General features: G+C 64.8%; 24 protein-coding genes. 19 read left to right on the top strand and 5 right to left on the bottom strand.

Annotated elements, in window-relative coordinates; genetic code table 11:
- Positions 1-5: 5 nt before the first annotated feature.
- Positions 6-1583 carry a formate dehydrogenase beta subunit gene (locus tag FOZ70_RS22405; RefSeq protein WP_059590198.1) on the bottom strand — a complete coding sequence of 526 codons (1578 nt, stop codon included), beginning with the start codon at positions 1581-1583 and terminating at the stop codon, positions 6-8.
- The gene (locus FOZ70_RS22400; protein WP_048024349.1) at positions 1580-2080 is read right to left on the bottom strand and encodes an NAD(P)H-dependent oxidoreductase subunit E; all 501 of its coding nucleotides are present in this window, start codon (positions 2078-2080) and stop codon (positions 1580-1582) included. Before FOZ70_RS22400 ends, FOZ70_RS22405 begins: the two co-directional genes overlap by 4 nt.
- Before the next feature lie 131 nt (positions 2081-2211).
- Between FOZ70_RS22400 and FOZ70_RS22395 the strand changes: the two genes are divergently transcribed.
- The 4 genes from FOZ70_RS22395 to FOZ70_RS22380 all read left to right on the top strand — a co-directional run bounded on the left by FOZ70_RS22395 (position 2212) and on the right by FOZ70_RS22380 (position 5817).
- A complete protein-coding gene (locus FOZ70_RS22395; RefSeq protein ID WP_021157471.1) occupies positions 2212-3318 on the top strand; it encodes a substrate-binding domain-containing protein in 1107 nt (368 codons plus the stop codon).
- A gap of 101 nt (positions 3319-3419) precedes the next feature.
- Entirely contained in the window at positions 3420-3689 is a 270-nt protein-coding gene (locus FOZ70_RS22390) for a hypothetical protein (protein ID WP_042973441.1), read from the top strand.
- Positions 3690-4066: 377 nt separating this feature from the next.
- Positions 4067-4420: a DUF4148 domain-containing protein gene (locus FOZ70_RS22385; RefSeq protein ID WP_219706750.1), complete on the top strand. Its 354-nt coding sequence runs from the start codon at positions 4067-4069 to the stop codon at positions 4418-4420.
- Between the two features lie 671 nt (positions 4421-5091).
- Complete coding sequence (locus FOZ70_RS22380) at positions 5092-5817, top strand: hypothetical protein (protein ID WP_219706749.1); 726 nt, start codon at positions 5092-5094, stop codon at positions 5815-5817.
- Here the strand turns inward: FOZ70_RS22380 and FOZ70_RS22375 are convergent.
- Complete coding sequence (locus FOZ70_RS22375) at positions 5811-6134, bottom strand: hypothetical protein (RefSeq protein WP_219706747.1); 324 nt, start codon at positions 6132-6134, stop codon at positions 5811-5813. The two genes, FOZ70_RS22380 and FOZ70_RS22375, sit on opposite strands and share 7 nt — an antisense overlap.
- Entirely contained in the window at positions 6131-6481 is a 351-nt protein-coding gene (locus FOZ70_RS38160) for a DNA-binding protein (protein WP_258025698.1), read from the bottom strand. The genes FOZ70_RS22375 and FOZ70_RS38160 overlap by 4 nt, the downstream gene beginning before the upstream one ends.
- A 346-nt stretch (positions 6482-6827) precedes the next feature.
- Here FOZ70_RS38160 and FOZ70_RS22365 point away from each other — a divergent pair, with 346 nt between their 5' ends.
- The 15 genes from FOZ70_RS22365 to FOZ70_RS22295 all read left to right on the top strand — a co-directional run bounded on the left by FOZ70_RS22365 (position 6828) and on the right by FOZ70_RS22295 (position 19511).
- Positions 6828-6998, top strand: a complete 171-nt coding sequence (locus FOZ70_RS22365; protein WP_219706745.1) for a hypothetical protein — start codon at positions 6828-6830, stop codon at positions 6996-6998.
- Entirely contained in the window at positions 6991-7332 is a 342-nt protein-coding gene (locus FOZ70_RS22360; RefSeq protein ID WP_219706743.1) for a hypothetical protein, read from the top strand. The genes FOZ70_RS22365 and FOZ70_RS22360 overlap by 8 nt, the downstream gene beginning before the upstream one ends.
- Positions 7325-7651, top strand: a complete 327-nt coding sequence (locus tag FOZ70_RS22355; protein WP_219706742.1) for a hypothetical protein — start codon at positions 7325-7327, stop codon at positions 7649-7651. The genes FOZ70_RS22360 and FOZ70_RS22355 overlap by 8 nt, the downstream gene beginning before the upstream one ends.
- Positions 7652-7835: 184 nt before the next feature.
- Complete coding sequence (locus FOZ70_RS22350; protein ID WP_219706741.1) at positions 7836-8468, top strand: hypothetical protein; 633 nt, start codon at positions 7836-7838, stop codon at positions 8466-8468.
- A gap of 102 nt (positions 8469-8570) precedes the next feature.
- On the top strand, positions 8571-8831 hold the full coding sequence (locus FOZ70_RS22345) for an AlpA family phage regulatory protein (protein ID WP_219706740.1): 261 nt from the start codon (positions 8571-8573) through the stop codon (positions 8829-8831).
- An 8-nt stretch (positions 8832-8839) separates the two neighbouring features.
- On the top strand, positions 8840-9115 hold the full coding sequence (locus FOZ70_RS22340) for a hypothetical protein (RefSeq protein WP_219706739.1): 276 nt from the start codon (positions 8840-8842) through the stop codon (positions 9113-9115).
- Positions 9112-9918, top strand: coding sequence for a hypothetical protein (locus FOZ70_RS22335; protein WP_219706738.1), 807 nt, complete (start codon positions 9112-9114; stop codon positions 9916-9918). The genes FOZ70_RS22340 and FOZ70_RS22335 overlap by 4 nt, the downstream gene beginning before the upstream one ends.
- 80 nt (positions 9919-9998) lie before the next feature.
- Complete coding sequence (locus tag FOZ70_RS22330) at positions 9999-10433, top strand: histidine ammonia-lyase (RefSeq protein ID WP_346656408.1); 435 nt, start codon at positions 9999-10001, stop codon at positions 10431-10433.
- Entirely contained in the window at positions 10433-11398 is a 966-nt protein-coding gene (locus tag FOZ70_RS22325) for a DnaB-like helicase C-terminal domain-containing protein (RefSeq protein WP_124476245.1), read from the top strand. The genes FOZ70_RS22330 and FOZ70_RS22325 overlap by 1 nt, the downstream gene beginning before the upstream one ends.
- A gap of 168 nt (positions 11399-11566) precedes the next feature.
- On the top strand, positions 11567-11995 hold the full coding sequence (locus FOZ70_RS22320; RefSeq protein WP_219706736.1) for a hypothetical protein: 429 nt from the start codon (positions 11567-11569) through the stop codon (positions 11993-11995).
- Positions 11996-12007: 12 nt separating this feature from the next.
- Positions 12008-14044, top strand: a complete 2037-nt coding sequence (locus tag FOZ70_RS22315) for a hypothetical protein (RefSeq protein WP_219706735.1) — start codon at positions 12008-12010, stop codon at positions 14042-14044.
- Positions 14044-16341: a transglycosylase SLT domain-containing protein gene (locus FOZ70_RS22310; RefSeq protein WP_219706734.1), complete on the top strand. Its 2298-nt coding sequence runs from the start codon at positions 14044-14046 to the stop codon at positions 16339-16341. Before FOZ70_RS22315 ends, FOZ70_RS22310 begins: the two co-directional genes overlap by 1 nt.
- A 141-nt stretch (positions 16342-16482) precedes the next feature.
- On the top strand, positions 16483-18858 hold the full coding sequence (locus tag FOZ70_RS22305; protein ID WP_219706733.1) for a hypothetical protein: 2376 nt from the start codon (positions 16483-16485) through the stop codon (positions 18856-18858).
- Between the two features lie 4 nt (positions 18859-18862).
- On the top strand, positions 18863-19336 hold the full coding sequence (locus FOZ70_RS22300) for a hypothetical protein (protein ID WP_219706732.1): 474 nt from the start codon (positions 18863-18865) through the stop codon (positions 19334-19336).
- Positions 19311-19511, top strand: coding sequence for a transcriptional coactivator p15/PC4 family protein (locus FOZ70_RS22295; protein ID WP_219706731.1), 201 nt, complete (start codon positions 19311-19313; stop codon positions 19509-19511). Before FOZ70_RS22300 ends, FOZ70_RS22295 begins: the two co-directional genes overlap by 26 nt.
- A 21-nt stretch (positions 19512-19532) precedes the next feature.
- Here the strand turns inward: FOZ70_RS22295 and FOZ70_RS22290 are convergent, their stop codons facing one another.
- Positions 19533-19835 (bottom strand): hypothetical protein, encoded by a 303-nt coding sequence (locus tag FOZ70_RS22290; RefSeq protein ID WP_219706730.1) that lies wholly within the window; start codon positions 19833-19835, stop codon positions 19533-19535.
- Positions 19836-19912 lie beyond the last annotated feature (77 nt).

The following is a 19912-nucleotide window of genomic DNA, read 5'->3' as shown; positions in this document are numbered from 1 at the left end:
CTGGGTCAGGCCGCAGCCTTGACCGGACCCGACGCGGCATCCTTGCCGGCGGCGAGCCCGAAATCTTCGGGGAAATGGTCGAGCGCGGACAGCACCGGATAGGGTGTCATGCCGCCCATTGCGCACAGCGAACCGGCCAGCATCGTGTCGCACAGGTCGCGCAGCAGCGTGACCTGCCGCTCCGACGTGTCGCCGTGGCGGATGCGCGCGATCGTCTCGACGCCACGTGTCGAACCGATCCGGCACGGCGTGCACTTGCCGCACGACTCGATCGCGCAGAACTTCATCGCGTATTCGGCCAGCTCGGCGAGGTTCGACGTATCGTCGTGGAGCACGATGCCGCCGTGCCCGACGACCGCGCCGATCGCCGTGTACGCTTCGTAGTCGAGCGGCACGTCCCACTGATGGTCGGGCAGGTAGGTGCCGAGCGGGCCGCCGACCTGGGCGGCGCGCGCGGGCCGGCCGCTTGCCGTGCCGCCGCCGAAGTCGAACAGCAGCTCGCGCAGCGTGACGCCGAACGCGAGCTCGACGAGGCCGCCGTGGCGGATGTTGCCCGCGAGCTGGAACGGCAGCGTGCCGCGTGAGCGGCCCATCCCGTAGTCGCGGTAGAACGCGGCGCCGCGCGCGAAGATCACGGGCGCCGTCGCGAGCGTGATCACGTTGTTGATGACGGTCGGCTGGCCGTACAGGCCCGCGAGCGCGGGCAGCGGCGGTTTCGCCCGCACGACGCCGCGCTTGCCTTCGAGCGATTCGAGCAGCGCCGTTTCCTCGCCGCACACGTACGAGCCCGCGCCTTTCGCGACGTGCAGCTCGAACGCATGCGCGGAGCCGAGCACGTGCTCGCCGAGCCAGCCGGCTTCGCGTGCACGGACGATCGCGGCTTCGAGCGTGGCGATTGCATGCGGGTATTCGCTGCGCACGTAGATGTAACCGACCGTCGCGCCGGTCGCGACGCCCGCGATGATCATCCCCTCGATCAGGCAATACGGGTCGCACTCCATGATCAGGCGGTCGGAGAAGGTGCCCGAATCCCCTTCGTCTGCATTGCAGACGATGTATTTCTGCGTGGCGCTGGCTTGCCGGACCGTGCGCCATTTGATGCCGGCCGGGAACGCGGCACCGCCGCGGCCGCGCAGCCCCGATTCGATCAGCGTTTCGCACGCGGCGTCGCCATCGAGCGCGAGCGCGTTCTTCAGGCCGGCGAGGCCCTCGTATTGCAGGTAGTCGTCGATCGACAGCGGATCGGTCAGGCCGATGCGTGCGAACGTGAGGCGTTGCTGGCGCGCGAGATAGGGCAATGCGTCGACGAGGCCGACACCGCTCGGATGCGTGCCGCCGTCGAGCCAGTTTGCGTCGAACAGGGCCGGCACGTCGGCGGCCGACAGGTTTGCATACCCGACGCGGCCGGCGGCCGTGCCGACCTCGACGAGCGGCTCGAGCCACAGCAGCCCGCGCGAACCGTTGCGGACCAGCTCGACGGCGACGCCGCGCCGTTGTGCTTCCGCCGTGATGGCGGCAGCGAGCGCGTCGGCGCCGAGTGCCAGTGCGGACGAGTCGCGCGGAACGTAGATGCGGGTCGTCATGCGGCCTCCGGGGTATGGGCGACCGCCTCGGCAAGCAGCGCGTCGAATTTCTCCGGCGTGACCTTTGCGTGCAGCACGCCGTTGACCGTCAGCGACGGCGATTGCGCACACAGTCCGAGGCAGTACACCGATTCGAGCGCGACGTCACCGGTCGCATGCGCGTTCGCGACATCGCCGTGCGCCGTGTCGAACCGGCAACCCGTGCGGGCTTCCGCATGCGCGGCCAGCGCTTCGCAGCCCATGCTGCGGCACGCTTCGGCACGGCACATCTGGATCGTCACGCGGGCGGGCGGTGCGGTGCGGAAGTGGTGGTAGTAAGTCAGTACGCCGTGCACTTCCGCGCGCGACAGATTGAGCGCCCTGGCGAGCGGTGCGACGCAGCCCGGCGGCACGTAGCCTGCGTCGTCCTGGATCGCGTGCAGGATCGCAACGAGCGACCGGCCGGCGCGCGCATGACGCTCGACGAGCGCGTCGGGCGCTTGGGAATTCGGGGACATCGGTTGTGCTCCTCCAAAGTCTCATATGCGCTCGGGATTCATATAGTGCGCACTGCGACTTCGTTCTGATTGATTTTAACCAACGATAAGCGGAAGATTTGGCGGTCGCAATAGGAAATCGGAGTGCATAATTGATTCGGATCGAATGCGACGCGTATCTGACCGTACGCGACACGGAAGGCCGTGCGGCCAGCCTGTCGGATGTCGCGCCGTTGCTGGAACTCGTGGCCGACACGGGCAGCATCGCGCAGGCCGCGCACGCGAAAGGGCTGTCCTACCGGCACGCGTGGGGCATGCTGCGCGCGCTGGAGGCGTGCATCGGCGGGGAACTGATCGAAACCGCGCGCGGCAAGGGCTCGACGCTGTCGGCGCTCGGGCAGGCAGTCGTCGATGCGCAGCGCCTCGCGCGTAGCCGGCTCGACGGTAACCTGCGGACGCTGGCGGCCGAAGTGGCGAGCGACCTGAACCGGCGGCTCGCGCAGCGCGACGGTGCCGTGCGCATTCACGCGTCGCATGGCTACGCGGTCGCGACGCTCGTATCCGCGCTCGTCGACGCGCAGGCGGCTGTCGACATCAAGTATCGCGAGAGCGTCGAGGCCGTGCAGGCGCTTGCCCGCGGCGAGTGCGACCTGGCGGGCTTCCATCTGCCGCGCGGTGCGTTTCGTGCGCAGTGCGCGCAAATCTACCGACCGTGGCTCGACGATACGCGTCATGTGCTGATCCACCTGACTCGGCGCCAGCAGGGGCTGTTCGTCCCGCGCGGCAACCCGAAGCAGGTTCGCGGTCTCGCGGATCTCGCGCGCAATGACATCCGCTTCGTCAACCGCCAGCCGGGGTCGGGCACGCGCATGCTGCTGGACCTCGCGCTGCGCGCGATCGGCATTGATCCCGAGCGCATCGACGGCTACGCATCGGCCGAGCTCACACATTCGGCGATCGCGGCGTTCGTCGCGAGCGGGATGGCTGATCTCGGCTTCGGCGTCGAGCCTGCGGCCCATCATTTCGGGCTCGATTTCATCCCGGTCGTCGACGAAGACTATTATTTCGCGTGCGAACGCGCGCGGCTCGACGCGCGGCCGCTTGCCGGCGTACTGGCGCTGCTGCGCGACGCGCGCTTCGTCGAGCGCGTCGCGCATCTCGACGGCTACGACCCGGCTGCGTGCGGAACGTTGACGAGCATCGCGACGGGGCTGGCCGGCGGCGACGGCGCGAGTGTGCCGGGCGGCAATTCGCGGTAACGCGCGCGCGATCGAACCGCGCTGCAGCAGCGGGGGATTTGCGCTACGCTTGCCGCTTGACCAACGTTCCAACAAGCACGCCGTTCAAGCGTCATCCCGCCATGAAATTTTCCGTTCCCCTCGCCGCGGCAGCGTTGACCGCGGGGCTGCTGGTCGCTGTTTCGCCGTTTGCGCTCGCGCAGAATTCCCCTGGTGTGCCTGGCGGTATCCTGAGCGAACAGTTTCGCCTGAACGAGCACCCGCAGATGCCGTTCGCAGCGTCGACGCCGTCGCAGAAATACCAGAGCGGCAAGAAGTCGGCCTTGCGCCGCAAGGGCGACCTGGGCGATCCGAACGGCTGCAACCTGAAGTGTCCGATGGATAGCCAGTAACCGGGCGGACGGGCGCGTCCGCAAGGGTCATGCGGCGCCGGTTCGCTTGACGGGCGTTTCGTCCGCGTACTGGCCTGGCCGGTTGACCGGCGACTGCCGGAATCTCGTGCGATTCCGGTTCTGTCCGAGCCCCGCGAAGCGTTGCCGCTTCGCGGGGCTTTTGCTTTCCGGCGAATCTTCATGCGATTCGATGTCGGGCGATGCCTGCATGTGCGCATCGTCGGCCTGGCAGGTGATCTAGGGTTAACCCGTAAATCAGGAAGGATGTCTTCCAGAAAGCTGCCTTATTCTTAAGCATCCGCCTACATAAACTTCGGGTTGTCAGCGATGAACAAGGTGTTCACCGCGAACACAGACAAATCTGGAGGTAGGTCATCATGAAGTCGCTCGTTCAAGCTGTTGTCGTCGCCGCTGCTCTCGTTGCCCCGGTCGTGTCGTTTGCCCAGTCGGGTTCGACGATCACCCGCGCGCAGGTTCGCGCCGAACTGGTCCAGCTGCAGCAGGCAGGTTACAACTCGGCTCGCGGCGAAGATCCGCATTATCCGGAAGCGATCCAGGCCGCAACGGCGCGTGTTGCAGAGCAACAGCGCAGCGCGCTGGCGCAAGCGCAAGGCGCCGACGCCAGCGGTTACGGTGCACAGGCGCAAGGTGCGTCGGCATCGGGTTCGCGTGCAACGGGCGTGCGCCCGGCCACCGCTGAAGAAATGAAGTCGCTGTATCGCGGCAGCTAAGCCGCACATCGCCCGGTGTGCGTGAGTGCTGGTGCGACGACGCGTCCGGCACTGCGGCACCCGGGTCGGCCGCCGCCTGGCGCGATCGATGATCGTGCGGGCGCGGCAGGACATCCGTCACCTCCTGTCGCCGGAATACCGGTGGCATTCCGCCCGGCCCGCCCGTGGCTGGGCGCTTTTTCGGAAGGGGAAGGGTGCATGCGTTTCGGCGGCAACAAAAAACCCCGCAGACTTGCGTCATGCGGGGTTCGTGCGACGAGCGCGGAATTTGGTGGGGCGGCGGCAACGGCATTGTGGCCGCTATGCCTTGTCAGACAATGATCTGCCGCAGTTCGGTGAATAAAAAACCCCCAGAAGAACCCCCTGATTCGTACGGCTACTCTCGATTTCGCCGGTTGCGCTGGTGCCACAGTCCGATCGCGGTGGATGGTCAGGTCGCAGGCGCGCGCCGGCATATACGTGCTGACCATACGGTCACGACTTGCTCAACTCAGAAGCAGTGCTTTTGAGGTTGTGGCTCGGATGCATTGATCTTTCATACGATTGATTTAGCATCGCGCGATGCACTCCAGATCGAGTACCGGGCGTCGCGCCCGGCTATCGCTGCCGAGGAATTCATGCGCTGCCGATACAGGCGCAGGTAACGCGTCCCCGGCTAACGGGGAGGGCCGTTGAACAGGGCCTTCGCATTCTTCCAGCGCATCACGAGCCTGCTCCGCAAGCAGCTTGAGCGAATCGCCTGGTCTTCGGAAGGGGATCACTCCGTTGACGATCTGACGAGCGAAACCTGGCTGATTGTGGACGAGCTCCACGCAGATCCTGACGCAACTCCTGACCCGGACGACGAAGACCTGCGCGACATGATCGTCGCCCGGCTGCAGCGCCAGTTCGGGAAATTTGTCAATCGGAAGGAACGGTTCGCGTTGCGAATCGATCGAGACGATATCGACGACGATGGCGATCTTCTACCCAGTGCTGTCGGCGCGCGACTTGCAGCCCCAGAAAAATACGAGCCGCTCGTTGCGCTCGAGATGCGCGAAGACGCCGCGGCGGCAGCGCGGGCGATCGGTGGCCGATTCTCCGAGGCCATCGCATACCTACGCACGTTTGAACGGTTCGATGGTGACGCGGTGCGCGTGGCGACGTATCTGGCGATCGGAGCGCGGACGCTCAATCGACGAGTGGCGCGAGCGTCACATACCGAGGAAACCCAGCCGTCGATGTTCGATGGTATCGAGGCGATTCCAGATGATTTCGTGCCGCTGGCCGGTCGATGGGCGTCGCCGCCGCTACCGCATCACTATCGACCGGCATGCGCGGCGGCGTGGCCCGTGCAACTGCAGTTCTTCATTCGGTCCAGCAAGCTGTTTTTCTGTCGTCGCCGGCGGAATCAATAGCCGGGATTCTTGTAGCCGCGCTGGCCCGTGTACGGGTTGACGTTCCCCTGCGTCGAATAGTTGTTGTATGGGTTCCCGTCAGGTGCGGAGCGATGATATGGCTGCACGTACGATCCGTCGCTGCGCGTGTAGCCGCTGACGGTCTGATCGGACCCGAAGCCCGTCGAGCCGCCGTACAGGTACGGGCTCGATCGATGGCTCCCATACAGCGATTGGGCAAATGTCGGCGCCGCGGCGATGCAGGCGATCAGAAGCAATGCTTTTTTCTTCATGGTGGTCCCCCGGGATGTGCCGCGCTGGAGCGGCGGAATGGTCACTTGTTTTTCGTGCGGGCGCGAAACAAATCGATCTGCCCGATCGGGATACGGCCGACGCCGTTTAGTCTGAGCTCACCGGTCCGTACCAGCTTACCTACCGTCGCGCGACTCAGCCCGAGCATGTCGGCGGCCCCCGCCTGGGTCACGTGGGGCGGCCGCTTCGGCGCACGCTCGAACTCGGCGATAGCCCGATCGATGAGCAATAGCATCTGCTCTTCGGTGAGCGGGGTATCTCGGCGCGCGTGAGTATCGGTGTGCCGAAGCGCGTCGACTTTTCGCACCAGATCATCGCTTTCACGCTTCAGCCGGGCCGCCGTCGCGCGCAATTCTTCCATCGGGTCAGCCATGACGTTCTCCCCGAATACGAGCCGCCATCTTGCCACGACCGAGCAAGTTTACAAATTCGCTGTTGACGCCTCACGTCCGACAGGGATAACCTGCATTCGTCGCTGAGACAACAGCGGCCGGGTTTGGCGACCTGACGTGTACAAGGCGCAATGAAGCCGCGCCGTCGTTCGACCCGCGGCTTTTCTATTTGCGCTGCCTTTGCACGCCTTCAATGGGCGGGCCTGGGCGGGGAGACCTTCGGGTCTGCCGGTTACCTTGTACGCCGGTTCGCCAACCCTGCTCAGTGCCCGCTCACCCCGTTTGGCGACGGGACAGCGGGCCTCAACCGTACAAGGAGGCCGCATCATGCGCCAAGTTCTCGCTCGTCCCGAGCAACCGCAATCCCCACTCGAAATTATCCGCGCCGCCCTGCGCGCGGCCGCGCTTGCGCCGACCTATCAGGATGCTCTCGACGTCACCGGCGACGCGTTGTGCCGCCTGGCGGAAATCGCTCGTGCGGAGGTGCGCCATGTCTGAAACGAAGCGAGACCATCTTGCACCCAGCTTTCGCGGGGCGTTGACGTGCGACCACTTCGAACTCGATTCGGTCGGCGAGCACGCCACCGTTCCGTCAAACCTGATCGGTGACGTGAATCGCGCCGCCGACGCAATCAGCACAATCGCACGTCTCGTTCACAACAGCCTGTGCGAGCCGGAAATGTCGGGCGCCGAGCCGCTTGGATTGTCCGCGCATCTTGGTCTGTTGAACGCCGCAGACCTGATCGGCAAGTATCTTCGCGACGCTGCTGTAAGCATGAACGATTGCGCGCGCGGGTTCGCGGAACGGGCCGCGGAGGTGAATCATGAATAAGCGCGTGATCGCACTTCGATCCGAATCCGGCGAGTTTTCGGCGACCTACGCGGACGGCGCGACGTCCATCTGCCGACGATACGATCAGCAGTCACCTGACGTGACGCTCGCGTGCGAGACGACGCGGCTCGACGTGTTGGCGTCGGTGCTGCGTCGCGACAGCATGTCGCCGGCGGGCGCAGCGGTCATGTCTGATGACGAGCGAGCCGTCCTGATCGAGATGCTGGCGGACGCCACGGCGGAGGTGCGCCGGCTTGCGCAACTCACCGAAGCGTACGTGAACAGGCTACAGGGGCCGGGCGCTGCGGCTGCGGCATAATCCTTCGGACTGCGCCTAGCTCGACGGGGCGAAAGCCGGGCTCCCTTACCCGGCTGGCGCGGGTCCTCATAAGGGGTTGCGTGAGGGCGCAATGATCGGCAGGAACAAGCGAAAGGACGAGGGGCTGTTACGGTTCCAGACGGCTGAACGAGATCTGCATGATATGCACTTCGAGACTCAGCCCGTGTCCGAAGACACCTTTCTTGCTAACCGGCAGCAGGCACGGATGGGCATCGTGGAGCATCTCGAGGCCTATGTTCGGGGCGACATTCAAGCAGTCGACGAAAGCGTTGCGATGCAACTGATTGCGGCGCTTCGCATGGTTGATACGCGAGAGGAGCCTGGGTTATTGAAGGGTATTCCGAAACCGGGGCCTCGACCTATCACGCTCGTTGCAGCAGGGTGTGTAGCAACCGCCGTGCAATATATCCGCCTCATGAAGGCGGCCCGCGCGTGGTGCAAGGCAATTTCGAATGATCCGCATGTTGACGGCGGCTGCGAAAAATTCGGCACTACGCCAGAGCGGGTGTTGGAGATCATCGCTCTCACAAAGATCAAGCGTCGTCGTCCTGCACCTGAGATGCGAGCGCAATTTGGTATCGATGACGATCCGGTCAAATCTGTCATGGCCTCTTTTGCCGTGGATCGAGACACCGTCGAGAAGTGGCAGAACAAGTATCGGGATCAAGTCCATGACTTTCGAGATCCATTCGTGGATGACGGTGCTCCGGAATTCGGCACAGAGTCGCTATTGCGCGCCAGAAAATTCATGAGCGCGAGCGGGGAGCGCTACAGACGCGAGAAGGGGCGAGGGTGACGCACGCCATGGGGGTAAATTAACGCGAGATTTTCGGGGATTCGCAGAGAACATCCGCGGCCCTAGCATCGACCCTGTTCAATCAACAACAGGGTTTCGCCCATGTCTGCAATCCGCAATGCGCTGTCTGATGATGGCGCCCATCCTGTTCCCAGGGTGCTTCCGATTGACGGCTTCGTCCGTTGGGCCGATCTGAAGCACTTCATTCCGGTCAGCCATGAGACCGTGCGCCAGCGCGAACTGGCGGGCCGATTCCCGAAGCGTGTGCAGCTTGGGTCGGCGCGTAGCGTTGGATGGTCCTGCCGTGAAATCCATCGATGGCTGGCTGACCCGGCCGGCTACCGCGCTCCCGAAACCGCGTGAGGTGCGCCATGACGGCAAACCTTGCGACCCGCGCGCGCCGCGTCGGCGCTATCCAGTTGCGAAGCTGGTCGACGCGCGCCGCCACCGCCTCTGCGGCCGCTCTCGGCCGATCTGTTGATGACCATGCGCGCGAGCTTCGTATTGACGCTCTCGGGCGGCTGATGTGTGCCGCCGGCACGCGCGTGCTGCGCGCTCGCTGCAGCCATCTCATGCGTTTGGAAATCCGGCACCGCAGCGCGGCGCAGATCCGGCGCATGGAGGATGCGATGGGGCTGCCGGTATGACCCGCCCATCGTTCCAGTTTTACCCGGGCGACTGGCAGGCGAACAGCAACCTGCGACGCTGCACCCACGCTGAGAAGGGCGTGTGGATCGACGTGATGTGCCTGCTGCACGACTCGGAGGAATACGGCGTCCTGCGCTGGCCGCTCAAGGAGATCGCCCAGGCGATCGGCGCGCCGCTCGCGACGCTCCGAGCCATCGTCCACAAGGGCGTGTTGAAGGGCGCCGACAACGGGCAGCCGTGCGCCGCGTGCATCTACGTGCCGCGCTCCGGCCGCCGTGACGGCGAGCCGGTGACGCTGGTTGCCGAGCAGGAAGGGCCGATCTGGTACTCGTCGCGCATGGTCAAGGACGAGTACGTGCGTTCGGTTCGTGGTGAATCGTCGCGCTTTCAGGCCGGCGACGACAGCGCATCGAAGGGCGCACCAAAGCCCCCCATAGGTGATAGCACCAAAGCTTCACCAAAGCCCCCCTTGGGTGACGGCTCTTCATCTTCTTCTTCATCTTCATCTTCAAAGAAACAAACACAGCGCGCTCCGCGCTTCGATGCGCAGGCGCATCTCGAATCTTTTGGGGTTCCCTCGGAACTCGCGAAGGACTGGCTCGCAGTGCGCAAGACCAAGCGGCTGGCCCCCACTGCTACGGCGTTCGATGCCGCAAAAGCCGAGGCGGACAGGGCGGGGATCTCGATGGCTGACGCTCTGCGGACGTGCGTTGTCCGCGGGTGGGGCGGCTTCAAGGCTGACTGGCTGGAGAACTCGACCCCGCGTGCGAGCGGCCAGTCCTCAGACAACCCCTTTGCCTGATCGCTATGAGCCTTCGCTATCCATCCAACGGAGCCGCGCTCGTGTCCATGCGCCGAGCTGGCCGCGTACCGGAGCTGCCGGTGCTCGTGGCGCTGGCCGGGCCGCTGCGTTTCGACAATGTGACGCTCTCGGCGGCCGCCGGCCAGCCCTATGACTGGCGTCCTGTCGCCGCGCTCGACGTCGAGGTATTCGCGTCGGCGGACGTGCCCTGGAGCGATTTGCTGCACACGCTCGCTGACATCGCGGCCGCGGTGCCCGACACGCTGGTGCTCACGTTCCGCGAAGGTCCGTGCGTCCACTGTGGCGAGCGGCGCGCGGTGCCCGGCGAGGACTTCGCGCTCTTCGACTGGTTCCCGATGGCGATCGCGCCGATGTGCTGGCCGGCATCGCACACGCTTGCGCGCCGTCTGTTCGATGCGTTGGGCGACACGCTGCCGAATCCCTATGACCACGCGTGCGAGCTCGTAGCGCAGCTCGCCGCAGAACGACATGGAAACACCAAGGAGGTGGCCTGATGGCCCGAACACTACCCGACTCGATCGACTGGGAGGCATACGCCAGAGACGAGGATGACGGCCGCGCGGACGTGCGCCGTGCCAGCGAGTTCATCGAAGACCTTGTCGAGCACCTGCACAGCCCGAAGGAAGTCGCGTCCGGTACGGCATCGCCGTGGTCTAGCGTTGGCGATGCCCTCCGCTTCCGCGAGGGCGAGGTGACGCTCTGGGGCGGCGTGAACGGTCATGGCAAGTCCGCTGTGCTTGGCGAGGCGATGCTGCACGCCATGTCGGCCGGGGACCGCGTGTGCATCGCGTCGATGGAGATGCGGCCGATCGCGACCATGGAGCGCCTGACGCGCCAGGCCGCGGCAACCGCAATGCCGGCGCCGGAATTCATTCGTGGCTTCGGGCGGTGGACGAACGACCGACTGTGGCTGTACGCGCACGTCGGCACGGTTGAGCGGGCGCGCATGCTTGCCGTCGCGCGGTACTGCCGCAAGGAACTCGGTGTGCACCACGTCGTGATCGACAGCCTGCTGAAGTGCGGTATCGCCCCGGACGATTACGCCGGCCAGAAGACATTCGTCGATGCGCTGTGCTCTCTGGCGCGAGATACGGGCGTGCATATCCACCTCGTGCACCACGCGCGCAAGGGCGAGAAGGAAGCCGTCGTGCCGGACAAGTTCGACATGAAGGGCGCCGGCGAGATCACGGACCTGGTCGACAACGTGCTGATCGTGCATCGGAACAAGACCAAAGAGGCGCTGTTGCGCAAGGACACGCTCTCCGATGAGAAGCGCGAAGAGGCCGAGCAGCAGGCCGATACCGCTCTGATCTGCGCCAAGCAGCGTCACCACACGTGGGAGGGCACTGTGCGTCTCTGGTTCGATGCAGCGAGCCTGCAATTTCGCGATTGCCGGGCCGATGGCGCGCGGTATCTGGATCTGGCCTCCGGTACGTGGAGGCATGGATGGAGTCGCTAGTTGTACTCGCCGCGGCCGCCGACCGATCTGTCGGCCGAGCTGCGTGGTTTTGTAACTCGTATGGCCTGAACAGGGCCGCAATGACTTTCGAGGTGTCGCATGTGTGATCCGGTGACGGTATTGGGAGCTGTGACGACTGGCGCGAAACTTCTGCCGGCGGTGGGGTCGGTGCTGACGTCTGCGAGCGGCGCCGCTCAACAGGGCACCGCAGCGCAGCAAGCGGCCGAGTTCAACGCGCAGCAGGAGCTGATGCAGGCCGACCAGACGCAGGCGGCCGGCTACCAGCAGGCGAAGCGCATCCGCGAGCAGGGGCGCACCACGACCGGCCAAGCGACCGCGGCGCTGTCGGCGTCCGGCGTCGACGTCGGGACTGGTACGTCGAACGACGTGCGCGAGCGCATCGGCCAGAACACGGAGACCGACGCGTTCAACACGATTCTGAGCGCCGACACGAAGGCGCAGGCGATGCGCGGGCAGGCTCAGATGACTCTCGCCGCCGGTCAACAGCAGCAGCGCGCCGGCGGCATCGGTGCAATGACGTCGGTGCTGTCGGGGGCGTCGCAACTGATAACCGGCTGGAAAAAACTGACCAGCTAAACCGGAGGACACATGGCACGAATTCCCCTTGGAGATCCGGCGAGCGCCGTCGCGCAGCCGGGCCCAGCCGTTCAGGCAGACCCGAACGCGTTCGGCGCGGCGACCGGGCGCGCGCTGCAAGGTCTTGGCGAGGCCGGCACGCAGGCCACCGTTGACTTCATGCAACAGCAACAAGATCTTGCCCGGACGAACAACGTCGTTGCGTTCCAGACGCATGAGGTGAACGTCAAGGCAGCGAAAAAATCGCTCGACGAGCAGTTGATGAGCGGCGCCATTGACCAACCGACGTACGAGAAGCAGCTCGCCGACGCGCAGAAGCAGTCGTTTGACTCGACGATCGGCGCACAGCCGGACAGCCACTTCAAGAAGGTTGCGACGATTCAGGCACAGGCGCTGGACCGAGCCACGGCTCTGAGCGTGCAGGAGACGCTCACGAAGAACACGCAACAGCTCATCGGGACGAACGCGGAAACGCTGCTCGACACGGCTGGCAAGGATATAGCGACCACTCCGGCCGGCATCGATGGGACCATTGCGCGAGTGCAGGCGGTGTATCCGAATATGGCATCGCTGGCAGGAGTCGCGAAGCCTATTGCGGAGAAGCGGCTGCAGGACTGGAAAGATTCCCAATGGGCAGCGCATGCGCAATCGACGGCGATTACCGCGCGTGCGAACGGCGACCTCCCCGCGCTGACGAAACTGGAGAAGGATCTCACGTCGCCCGATGGCTACTACGCCGGCAAGCTGGACGCCGGCAAGCACAACCAGGTGCTGTCGACGGTCGTGTCGTTAAAGGCACAGATGGAAAACCAGATCGCGTCTCAGAATCTCGCACGGGAAAACGATGCGATCACGGCTGTGAATCAGGCGATCGAGTTCAACGATTCTGGATCGTACATGTCGCCCGAGTACAAAGTCGACTTTCTCGCTCGGACGAAGGGCACCACGATGGAGAAGCAGGCTCAGGAGTTGGTTCGCCTGAACGGCCCGGCCAATGCTTTCTCGACGGCGAGCGCGAGTGAGCGCGCAGCGATGATCCAAGGGATGGAACGGGATCAGGCCAACCCGAAGATCGGTACCGATCCTATCGAGCAGAAGCAGCTCTCAACGTGGCGGACGATCGACAGCCGCCTGAACGACGGATACAAGACGGCACCGTGGGAAACCGCGGCGTCGGTCGGAGCGATTCAATCTATTCCCCAACTGGACCTGTCGAGCCCGACCACGATCGCGAAGTCGCTGTCCGCGCGTTCCGCCGCGGCCGGCGTAGTCGAGCAAAAGGCCGGTCACCCGATCTCGCTTTTGACGAACGACGAGGCGCGGCAGCTTGCGCGAATGCTCGACTCGTTGCCGGCGGATCAGCGAGGGCAGGAGGTCAGCGACATCGGCTTCGCGATCGGGAACGCGGATCGCATCGGTGCGCTCGCCGATCAGTTGCATGACGAGCGACCTGTCGACCGCCTCGCCTTGCTCGCCGGGTCCAGTCAGCTCACGTCGACGGGCGGAAAGCGTATCGCGTCGCTGATCTATCAGGGCGCCGAGGCGATCCGCGACAAGCGCGCGGGTGTCGACGACAAACTGCTGCAGGGCGTCACGGCACTGGCGTCGGCCCAACTGCGCGAAGCCTTCGCGAGCGCGAAAGCCGCCCAGGATGCGATCGACACGACGAAATACCTGTACGCGTACGGGGCAGCCAAAAACAACCTCTCAAACGCGGCCGTCGACGATGGCCAGTTGAATGCGTCGATCAGCGGTGCGACGGGCGGCGTCGTCGATCTGAACGGGCGCAAGACGCTCAAGCCGTACGGGTGGGACGACGCTCGCTTCGACACCTCGGTCAAGGGCGTGAGCGCGTCGAGCATAGTGACCCCGCTCGGCGACGGCAAAGTGCACATCGGACAGACGGAGGTCCCGGTGGCTGACTTCGTAACGAAGCTGCCGGCCGCGCGTCTGGTTCGCATCTCACCGCAGGGCGTGTACGCCGTGACGGCTGGAACCGGCTACGCGACGAACTCGCAAAAGCAACCGATCCTGATCAGGCTGAAATAATGGCGCAGACACTCTTTACCGACCCGTACGCGCAGGACACGCTCCGCGCGATCGATGCCGCGAATTCGAATCCGCTGCCGGAGCCGCAGGTGTCGCCGCCGTTCAAGGTCATCGACACCGTCACGGCGCCGTTCCGTGGTGTCGCTGCTGCTGCTGCCGAGGTCGGGGCTTTCGGGTTCGACTCGATCAAGTCGTTCGGTGATGTGGTGGCCGGGTATACGGCGAACACGGATCCATCCCTGTTGACCGATCCGCAGGCACAGGCGAAGCGTTGGCAGGAGGGCGAGCAGGCTCGTGCGAACCTCGCCAGCGGGGTATCGTATTCGTCAACGATCGGTGACAACCTGTATGGATTCTCCTCTCGTTTGGCACCGGATCCGGCTACCTCGAACATTGCCGAGCAGACGGTATTCGGTGTGTCGCGCGGGCTGACGAAGTACATCGGCCTCACACTCGCCACCGGCAACCCGTTCACCGGCGCAGTGCTGACCGGTGCTAGTGAAGGCGAGACGGTGTCGCAGGGACTTCGCGAGAAGGGTGTTGATCTCGGCACCCGGACGGCCGTTGGCGCAGTGGCTGGCACCGGTGCGGCGCTCGCTGGCGTCATCCCGGTTGCCGGCGGAACGATCGCCCGCACCGTTGCGCTGGGCCTTGCCGCGGGCCCAGGTCTGCAAATCGCGCAGACAGCGATGACGAGGGCAATCCTCCAGTCTGCCGACTATCGGCAGTTGGCCGATCAGTACGACCCGTTCGACCCAATAGCGTTGGCTGTTTCGGCTGCGACGGCGGGTATTTTTGGTGCGCTTGGTTATCGAGGTGTTCGTGCCGAAGCGCAAGCGCGCGCAGCGGCGCCGCAGGTCGGTCCGGGCGCCGCACGGCAGTTGTCAGCGATGAGCCTGAACGAGCGAAAAGCGCTCCCGTTCAACGACTCGCGCCTCGATGCATATGCGGTGCAGGCCGCGCAGCGCGAAGGATTGCCGCCGGAATTCGGCGACCTGATGGTCGCGCTGAAGAATGCCGGGGAGCGCTCGAATTCCGGGCAGGTCTCTCGCAAGGGCGCGGCCGGCATCGCGCAGATGATGCCGGACAACATGCGGAAGTTCGGCGTGACCGACCCGACCGACCCGGTGCAGTCGATCGACGGCATGGCGCGGTACCTAGCCGCCACTCGGCGACAGTACGGGGACAACTTGGCCCTCATCATCGCCGACTACAACGGCGGCCCAAAGCAGGCCGCTGCAGTAAGTCAGGGCAAACAGCCGCCGGCCGCCGAAACGCGTGCGTACCTTCAGCGTGTTCAGCGGTATTTGGCGGACCGCGGCGCCGACGAGGCGCTGCGTCACGCGCAGCCAACCCCGGACCAGGTCGACGCCGCGCGGGTCGTGTACAACCGCCAGCTTCTTGAGCAGGCCAGCCTCGGCCGGGCCGACGACCTCGACGCGTTGGCGACGCATCTGACGGCCTTCCAGCGCACGATCGATCAACTGTCGGTCGGCGATCGTGTCGAAGTCGGCGATTTGATCCAGCCAGACCAGATTCGCCACGTGGACGCGCTGAACGACATGATCGGCCGTTTGGACGATACGCGTGCCGATCTGCTCGCTGATATCGGCAATACGGCCGAGCGAGGGCAGGTGTCGCAACTCCGCGCGCAGCTGGCTGATCTGGAGGCACAGCCTCGCCCCACGCTGCAGGATGTGATGGACTCGATGCAGTCGCGCCGGACGTATTCGGTATCAAAGACGCGTATGGCGCGCGAGCAGGCGCAGATGGAGCGCGACGCACCCGTCGAGCTGCAGTCGCGCATCGATGCGCAGGACGCCCAGATCGCGCGACTGCGCGGCGCCATCGAGACGAACCGGAATGCGGAACTCGCGCGCGCGGCGCTGCCGCAGCTTGACCAGCAACTCACCGCGCTCCGTAACCAGCGCGATGAGGTCGGCGCGCCGCCAAGCCGTCGCACGGCGATCGCGACCGCCGCGCGCGACACGACGTCAGAGGCCGTACCGAAGCAGGAAGCAGCGGCTGTACCAGGGCCGGACGAGGCATCCCTGCCGGTGATGGAGCCGACTGCCTTTCCGCCGGCAGGACAGTTGACCGACTACACGCCCGAGTTCCACGCCGCGAATGCGGATCGTCCAGTGTGGGCGGAATCAAACCCTGAGACGGGGGAAACGACACGGCTGTCGACGCTATCCGAGCAGATGGCCCTGATCGATGCCGAAATGGCGCGTCAGAACGAAATCATCCCGCTGTTCCGCATCGCGGCGCAGTGCTTCCTCGCGAATGGAGAATAAAACGTGAATCCCGCATGCATTGAAGCCGTTTCCCGGGCCGCTGGCCGGGCGCTCGCACGCAGCGAGATCGACGAGATCGACAATCGAATCCGCGACACGGCGCGCCGACTCGCGCGTCAGGACCGACCGAAGTGGATGGCCATGTCGGCCGATGACCGAACGATGGCCGCGGCCGAGCAGGCGGCGGCCGATATGAAGGCGGAGGCCGAGCGCACGTATCGGAATGCGCAATTGGCAGCCCTGAAGACGGTGCAGACCGACACGCGTATTGAGCGGGAACTGGCGCACGGCGGCAAGCGCGCGCATGCGCTCGTCGAGGACATCGTTCGCACGCAGGATAATGCCGCCGCGATCAAAAACGAGTCGATCGGCCAGTTGATGGACTACATCACAGCCGTGAAATCGAAGGAGAGTGCGGGATTCACGCGGCGTATCGCGATGTACCTGTTCGACGCCGACAATCCGTCGATGACGCGTGACCTGTTCCGCGAAATCTTCGCCAACGCAGACGGCAGCAGCGGCAACGCGATGGCGCAGAAGGGCGCGCGCGCATGGCTCGATGTGATCGGCGCGATGCGCGAACGCTTCAATCGAAGCGGTGGCGACGTTGGCCGGCTGGACTACGGGTACACGCCACAACCTCACGACTCCGCGAAGGTGCAGGGCAAGGGCGGTGACGCCGCGCGTGACGCGTGGGTGAACAAGCTGATGCCCAAGCTCGCGCGCGACCGATATGTGAACGAAGACGGGACGCTGATGCGCGACGACCAGGTGACGGAGCTGCTGCGTGCCGCGTGGGAAACCATCAGCACGGACGGCCTGAACAAGCTCGACCCGGGTAACGGAGGCATGCCCGGAACCGGCGCGCGCGCGAATCGCGGCAGCCAGGCGCGGCAGATCCATTTCAAGGATGCCGAGGCTTATCTTGAGTACATGAGCGAATTCGGCAAGGGCAGCGCGTTCCAGGCGATGATGGGCCACCTCGGCCGGATGTCGAAAGACATCGCGCTCGTCGAGGCATACGGGCCGAACCCGAACAGCCAGATGCGCCTGCAGTTCGAGCTTGCGGCGAAGGCAGACGGCCGACCGGTATCGGATTTGCCGAAGAGCTTCGGCGTGCGGCCCCAGACGTATTGGGGGCTCGTCAATGGCGAGCTGTCGACACCGGCGAGCGCCCGGGTGTCGAACATCGCGCAGACGATTCGCTCGATCGAGACGTTCGGCAAACTGCAGGGGACGCTCATCGCGTCGATTTCCGACTTGCATACGATCGCGGTCACGGCGGGTGTCAACAAGTTGCCGTACTTTCAACTGCTGCAGGACGTCGGCGCCGCGGCGTTCCACGGCGAGACGAAGGATTTCCTGACGATGCACGGCATCATCGCCGAATCGCTGGCGAGCGAGCTGAATCGCATCTCGGGCGACCTGCTGAACCCCTCTTTGGCCGGAAAGCTCGCCAATTCGACGATGAAGGTGTCGCTGCTTCAGGCGTGGACCGACGGCTTGCGGCGCGGGTTCAGTCTGTCGATGATGGGCGCGATGGGCAAAATGGGGCAAACGCCGTGGGAACGGCTGCACAACTATGATCGCACGCGGCTGGAGCGCGCCGGCTTCACGCCGGAAGATTGGGGGGTGATCAACCGGACGCAACTGACGGAGTACCGTGGCCGTGAATTGCTCACGCCGGAATCGATCCACGATACCGGCGCGCCGCGCACCCAGGAGGTCGTTCAGAAGGTGCTGTCCTTCATCAACAATGAGGGCGAGACGGCCGTCCTCAATCCCGACCTCGCGACGCGCGGCGTGACGACGTGGGGACTCAAGGCGGGTACGGTGCCCGGCGAGATCGCGCGCGCGGTGATGCAGTTCAAGGCGTTCCCGATCGCGCTGATCTCTCGCCACTGGCGGCGCATGTTGAGCCTGCCGACCGGCTTCGAGGAAGGGCAGCCGCTGATGGCAAACCGGTACGTGTACGCGTCGTCGTTCCTGCTGTCGTCGGTCCTGCTCGGCGCGGTGATCACGCAGGTGAAGCAACTGCTTCAGGGCAAGGACCCGATCGACATGAGCCGCCCGAAGTTCTGGCTGCAGGCTTCGTCCCAAGGCGGCGGACTCGCGTTCGTCGGAGACATGCTGCTGCAGGATCCGAACAGCCAGTTTGGGTCACCGGGGGCGAACGCACTGAAGAGCCTCGCAGGGCCGAGCCTTGGGGCGCTGTTCGATCTGGCAATCGGAATGGGGGTGGCGGGCACCTACAAGGCAGCGCAGGGGAAGCCGACCGACATCGGTGCGCAGGCGGTCAACCTCGCGCGCTCGCACACCCCGTTCGTCAACCTCTGGTACGCGAAGGCAGCGATCGATCATGGATTCATGAATGCTGTGCAGGAGAACCTGTCGCCTGGGTACCTCGGTCGACAGCAGCAGAAGGCGGCGCAGGAATGGGGGCAGTCGTTCTACTGGGCGCCGCAGGAGCATACGCCGCATCGCGCGCCAGATCTCAGTCATGCATTCGGAGGGTGATCGCATGGTCGACAGCGAACGTCTTCGGAAGCTGCGTGCGCTTTCCGATTCGTTGGACGGCCACGCCGCGCGTGCGGTGTCCGAGCCGGTGATCGAACGAGCGCTTGTGCGGAAATCGTCGAGCAGCCGCCCCGGATCGTTACGCGCGGAAGCGTCGTCGGCTCGCAATCTCGCTCATTGCCTGCAACGGGCGGTTGAAGTTCTGTCGAGACAAGCGACACCGCCGGTGCCCAAGCCGACGGTATCCGTGATGCCGGGCAATCAGGCCCTGATCGCGATGGGGCTGACGCGCTGCGCCAGCGGAAGCTGGCGGCACGAACGCGGATTTTCCATCGACCGTCACGACGATGGTATGTGGCAGGTGTCGGAGGCCGGGGCGCTTCTGGCGCTCGGTCAATTCAGGACGGCCAGGGCCGCAGCGATGGCACTCGTTCAGCACATGGAGGCAACCGATGGAAGTCTTGGCACGCGTGCGTAAGAACGACTCGGCGGAAATTCGGATCACGCGCGAGATCTACATGGGCCGGCCTGTGATCAATATCCGTTTGTGGTGCCTTTCGGCCGATGGTGGCGAGATGGTGCCGAGCCGGAAGGGCCTGACCTTCGATGCGGGTAAATGGCCCGAGCTGCTGGAACAGCTGACACATCGGTAGAGCGTGTGGACGCCGTTCGCCTCACGACTTTCGCAGGATGTCGGAGACGGACGGCATACGCTGTACGGTCGGCGCATCACCTGGCGGCTTGCCCGTGACTTGGGTCCACATGCGAAGCAGCGTCTGTCCAGCGTAGTGCTTGGGCTCGGCACCGAGATTCCGGTAGCCGAGCAGCGTGGTGCGCGGGATCTGCGTGTACTGCGCGATCTCGGCGAGGGTATAGTCGGCCCGCCGCACGTCCTCAAGGACGCGGAACCAGTCGACACTGGCGGCGGGCTCGATCGGACGTTTCGTCGGGGCGTCTGCCGAAAGGGATAGCGACATTGCGGTCTCCCTGAGTGGCGATGTGTGGGATTGCGCGAATCACCTCGCGCGCGCACATTTTATATATAAATCCGTCG

Source organism: Burkholderia sp. COPS (assembly GCF_019425585.1).
Classification (GTDB): Bacteria; Pseudomonadota; Gammaproteobacteria; order Burkholderiales; family Burkholderiaceae; genus Burkholderia; species Burkholderia cepacia.
This window is presented reverse-complemented; position numbering and strand designations above follow the sequence as displayed.

What these genes read in the sequence shown, in the direction of transcription:
- FOZ70_RS22310 (WP_219706734.1), top strand. Translation starts at nt 14,044, where the DNA reads ATGGCGCAGACACTCTTTACCGACCCGTACGCGCAGGACACGCTCCGC.
- FOZ70_RS22345 (WP_219706740.1), top strand. Translation starts at nt 8,571, where the DNA reads ATGTCTGCAATCCGCAATGCGCTGTCTGATGATGGCGCCCATCCTGTT.
- FOZ70_RS22290 (WP_219706730.1), bottom strand. Translation starts at nt 19,835, where the DNA reads ATGTCGCTATCCCTTTCGGCAGACGCCCCGACGAAACGTCCGATCGAG.
- FOZ70_RS38160 (WP_258025698.1), bottom strand. Translation starts at nt 6,481, where the DNA reads ATGGCTGACCCGATGGAAGAATTGCGCGCGACGGCGGCCCGGCTGAAG.
- FOZ70_RS22340 (WP_219706739.1), top strand. Translation starts at nt 8,840, where the DNA reads ATGACGGCAAACCTTGCGACCCGCGCGCGCCGCGTCGGCGCTATCCAG.
- FOZ70_RS22360 (WP_219706743.1), top strand. Translation starts at nt 6,991, where the DNA reads ATGTCTGAAACGAAGCGAGACCATCTTGCACCCAGCTTTCGCGGGGCG.
- FOZ70_RS22385 (WP_219706750.1), top strand. Translation starts at nt 4,067, where the DNA reads ATGAAGTCGCTCGTTCAAGCTGTTGTCGTCGCCGCTGCTCTCGTTGCC.
- FOZ70_RS22365 (WP_219706745.1), top strand. Translation starts at nt 6,828, where the DNA reads ATGCGCCAAGTTCTCGCTCGTCCCGAGCAACCGCAATCCCCACTCGAA.
- FOZ70_RS22295 (WP_219706731.1), top strand. Translation starts at nt 19,311, where the DNA reads ATGGAAGTCTTGGCACGCGTGCGTAAGAACGACTCGGCGGAAATTCGG.
- FOZ70_RS22400 (WP_048024349.1), bottom strand. Translation starts at nt 2,080, where the DNA reads ATGTCCCCGAATTCCCAAGCGCCCGACGCGCTCGTCGAGCGTCATGCG.
- FOZ70_RS22405 (WP_059590198.1), bottom strand. Translation starts at nt 1,583, where the DNA reads ATGACGACCCGCATCTACGTTCCGCGCGACTCGTCCGCACTGGCACTC.
- FOZ70_RS22305 (WP_219706733.1), top strand. Translation starts at nt 16,483, where the DNA reads ATGTCGGCCGATGACCGAACGATGGCCGCGGCCGAGCAGGCGGCGGCC.
- FOZ70_RS22355 (WP_219706742.1), top strand. Translation starts at nt 7,325, where the DNA reads ATGAATAAGCGCGTGATCGCACTTCGATCCGAATCCGGCGAGTTTTCG.
- FOZ70_RS22300 (WP_219706732.1), top strand. Translation starts at nt 18,863, where the DNA reads ATGGTCGACAGCGAACGTCTTCGGAAGCTGCGTGCGCTTTCCGATTCG.
- FOZ70_RS22390 (WP_042973441.1), top strand. Translation starts at nt 3,420, where the DNA reads ATGAAATTTTCCGTTCCCCTCGCCGCGGCAGCGTTGACCGCGGGGCTG.
- FOZ70_RS22325 (WP_124476245.1), top strand. Translation starts at nt 10,433, where the DNA reads ATGGCCCGAACACTACCCGACTCGATCGACTGGGAGGCATACGCCAGA.
- FOZ70_RS22315 (WP_219706735.1), top strand. Translation starts at nt 12,008, where the DNA reads ATGGCACGAATTCCCCTTGGAGATCCGGCGAGCGCCGTCGCGCAGCCG.
- FOZ70_RS22335 (WP_219706738.1), top strand. Translation starts at nt 9,112, where the DNA reads ATGACCCGCCCATCGTTCCAGTTTTACCCGGGCGACTGGCAGGCGAAC.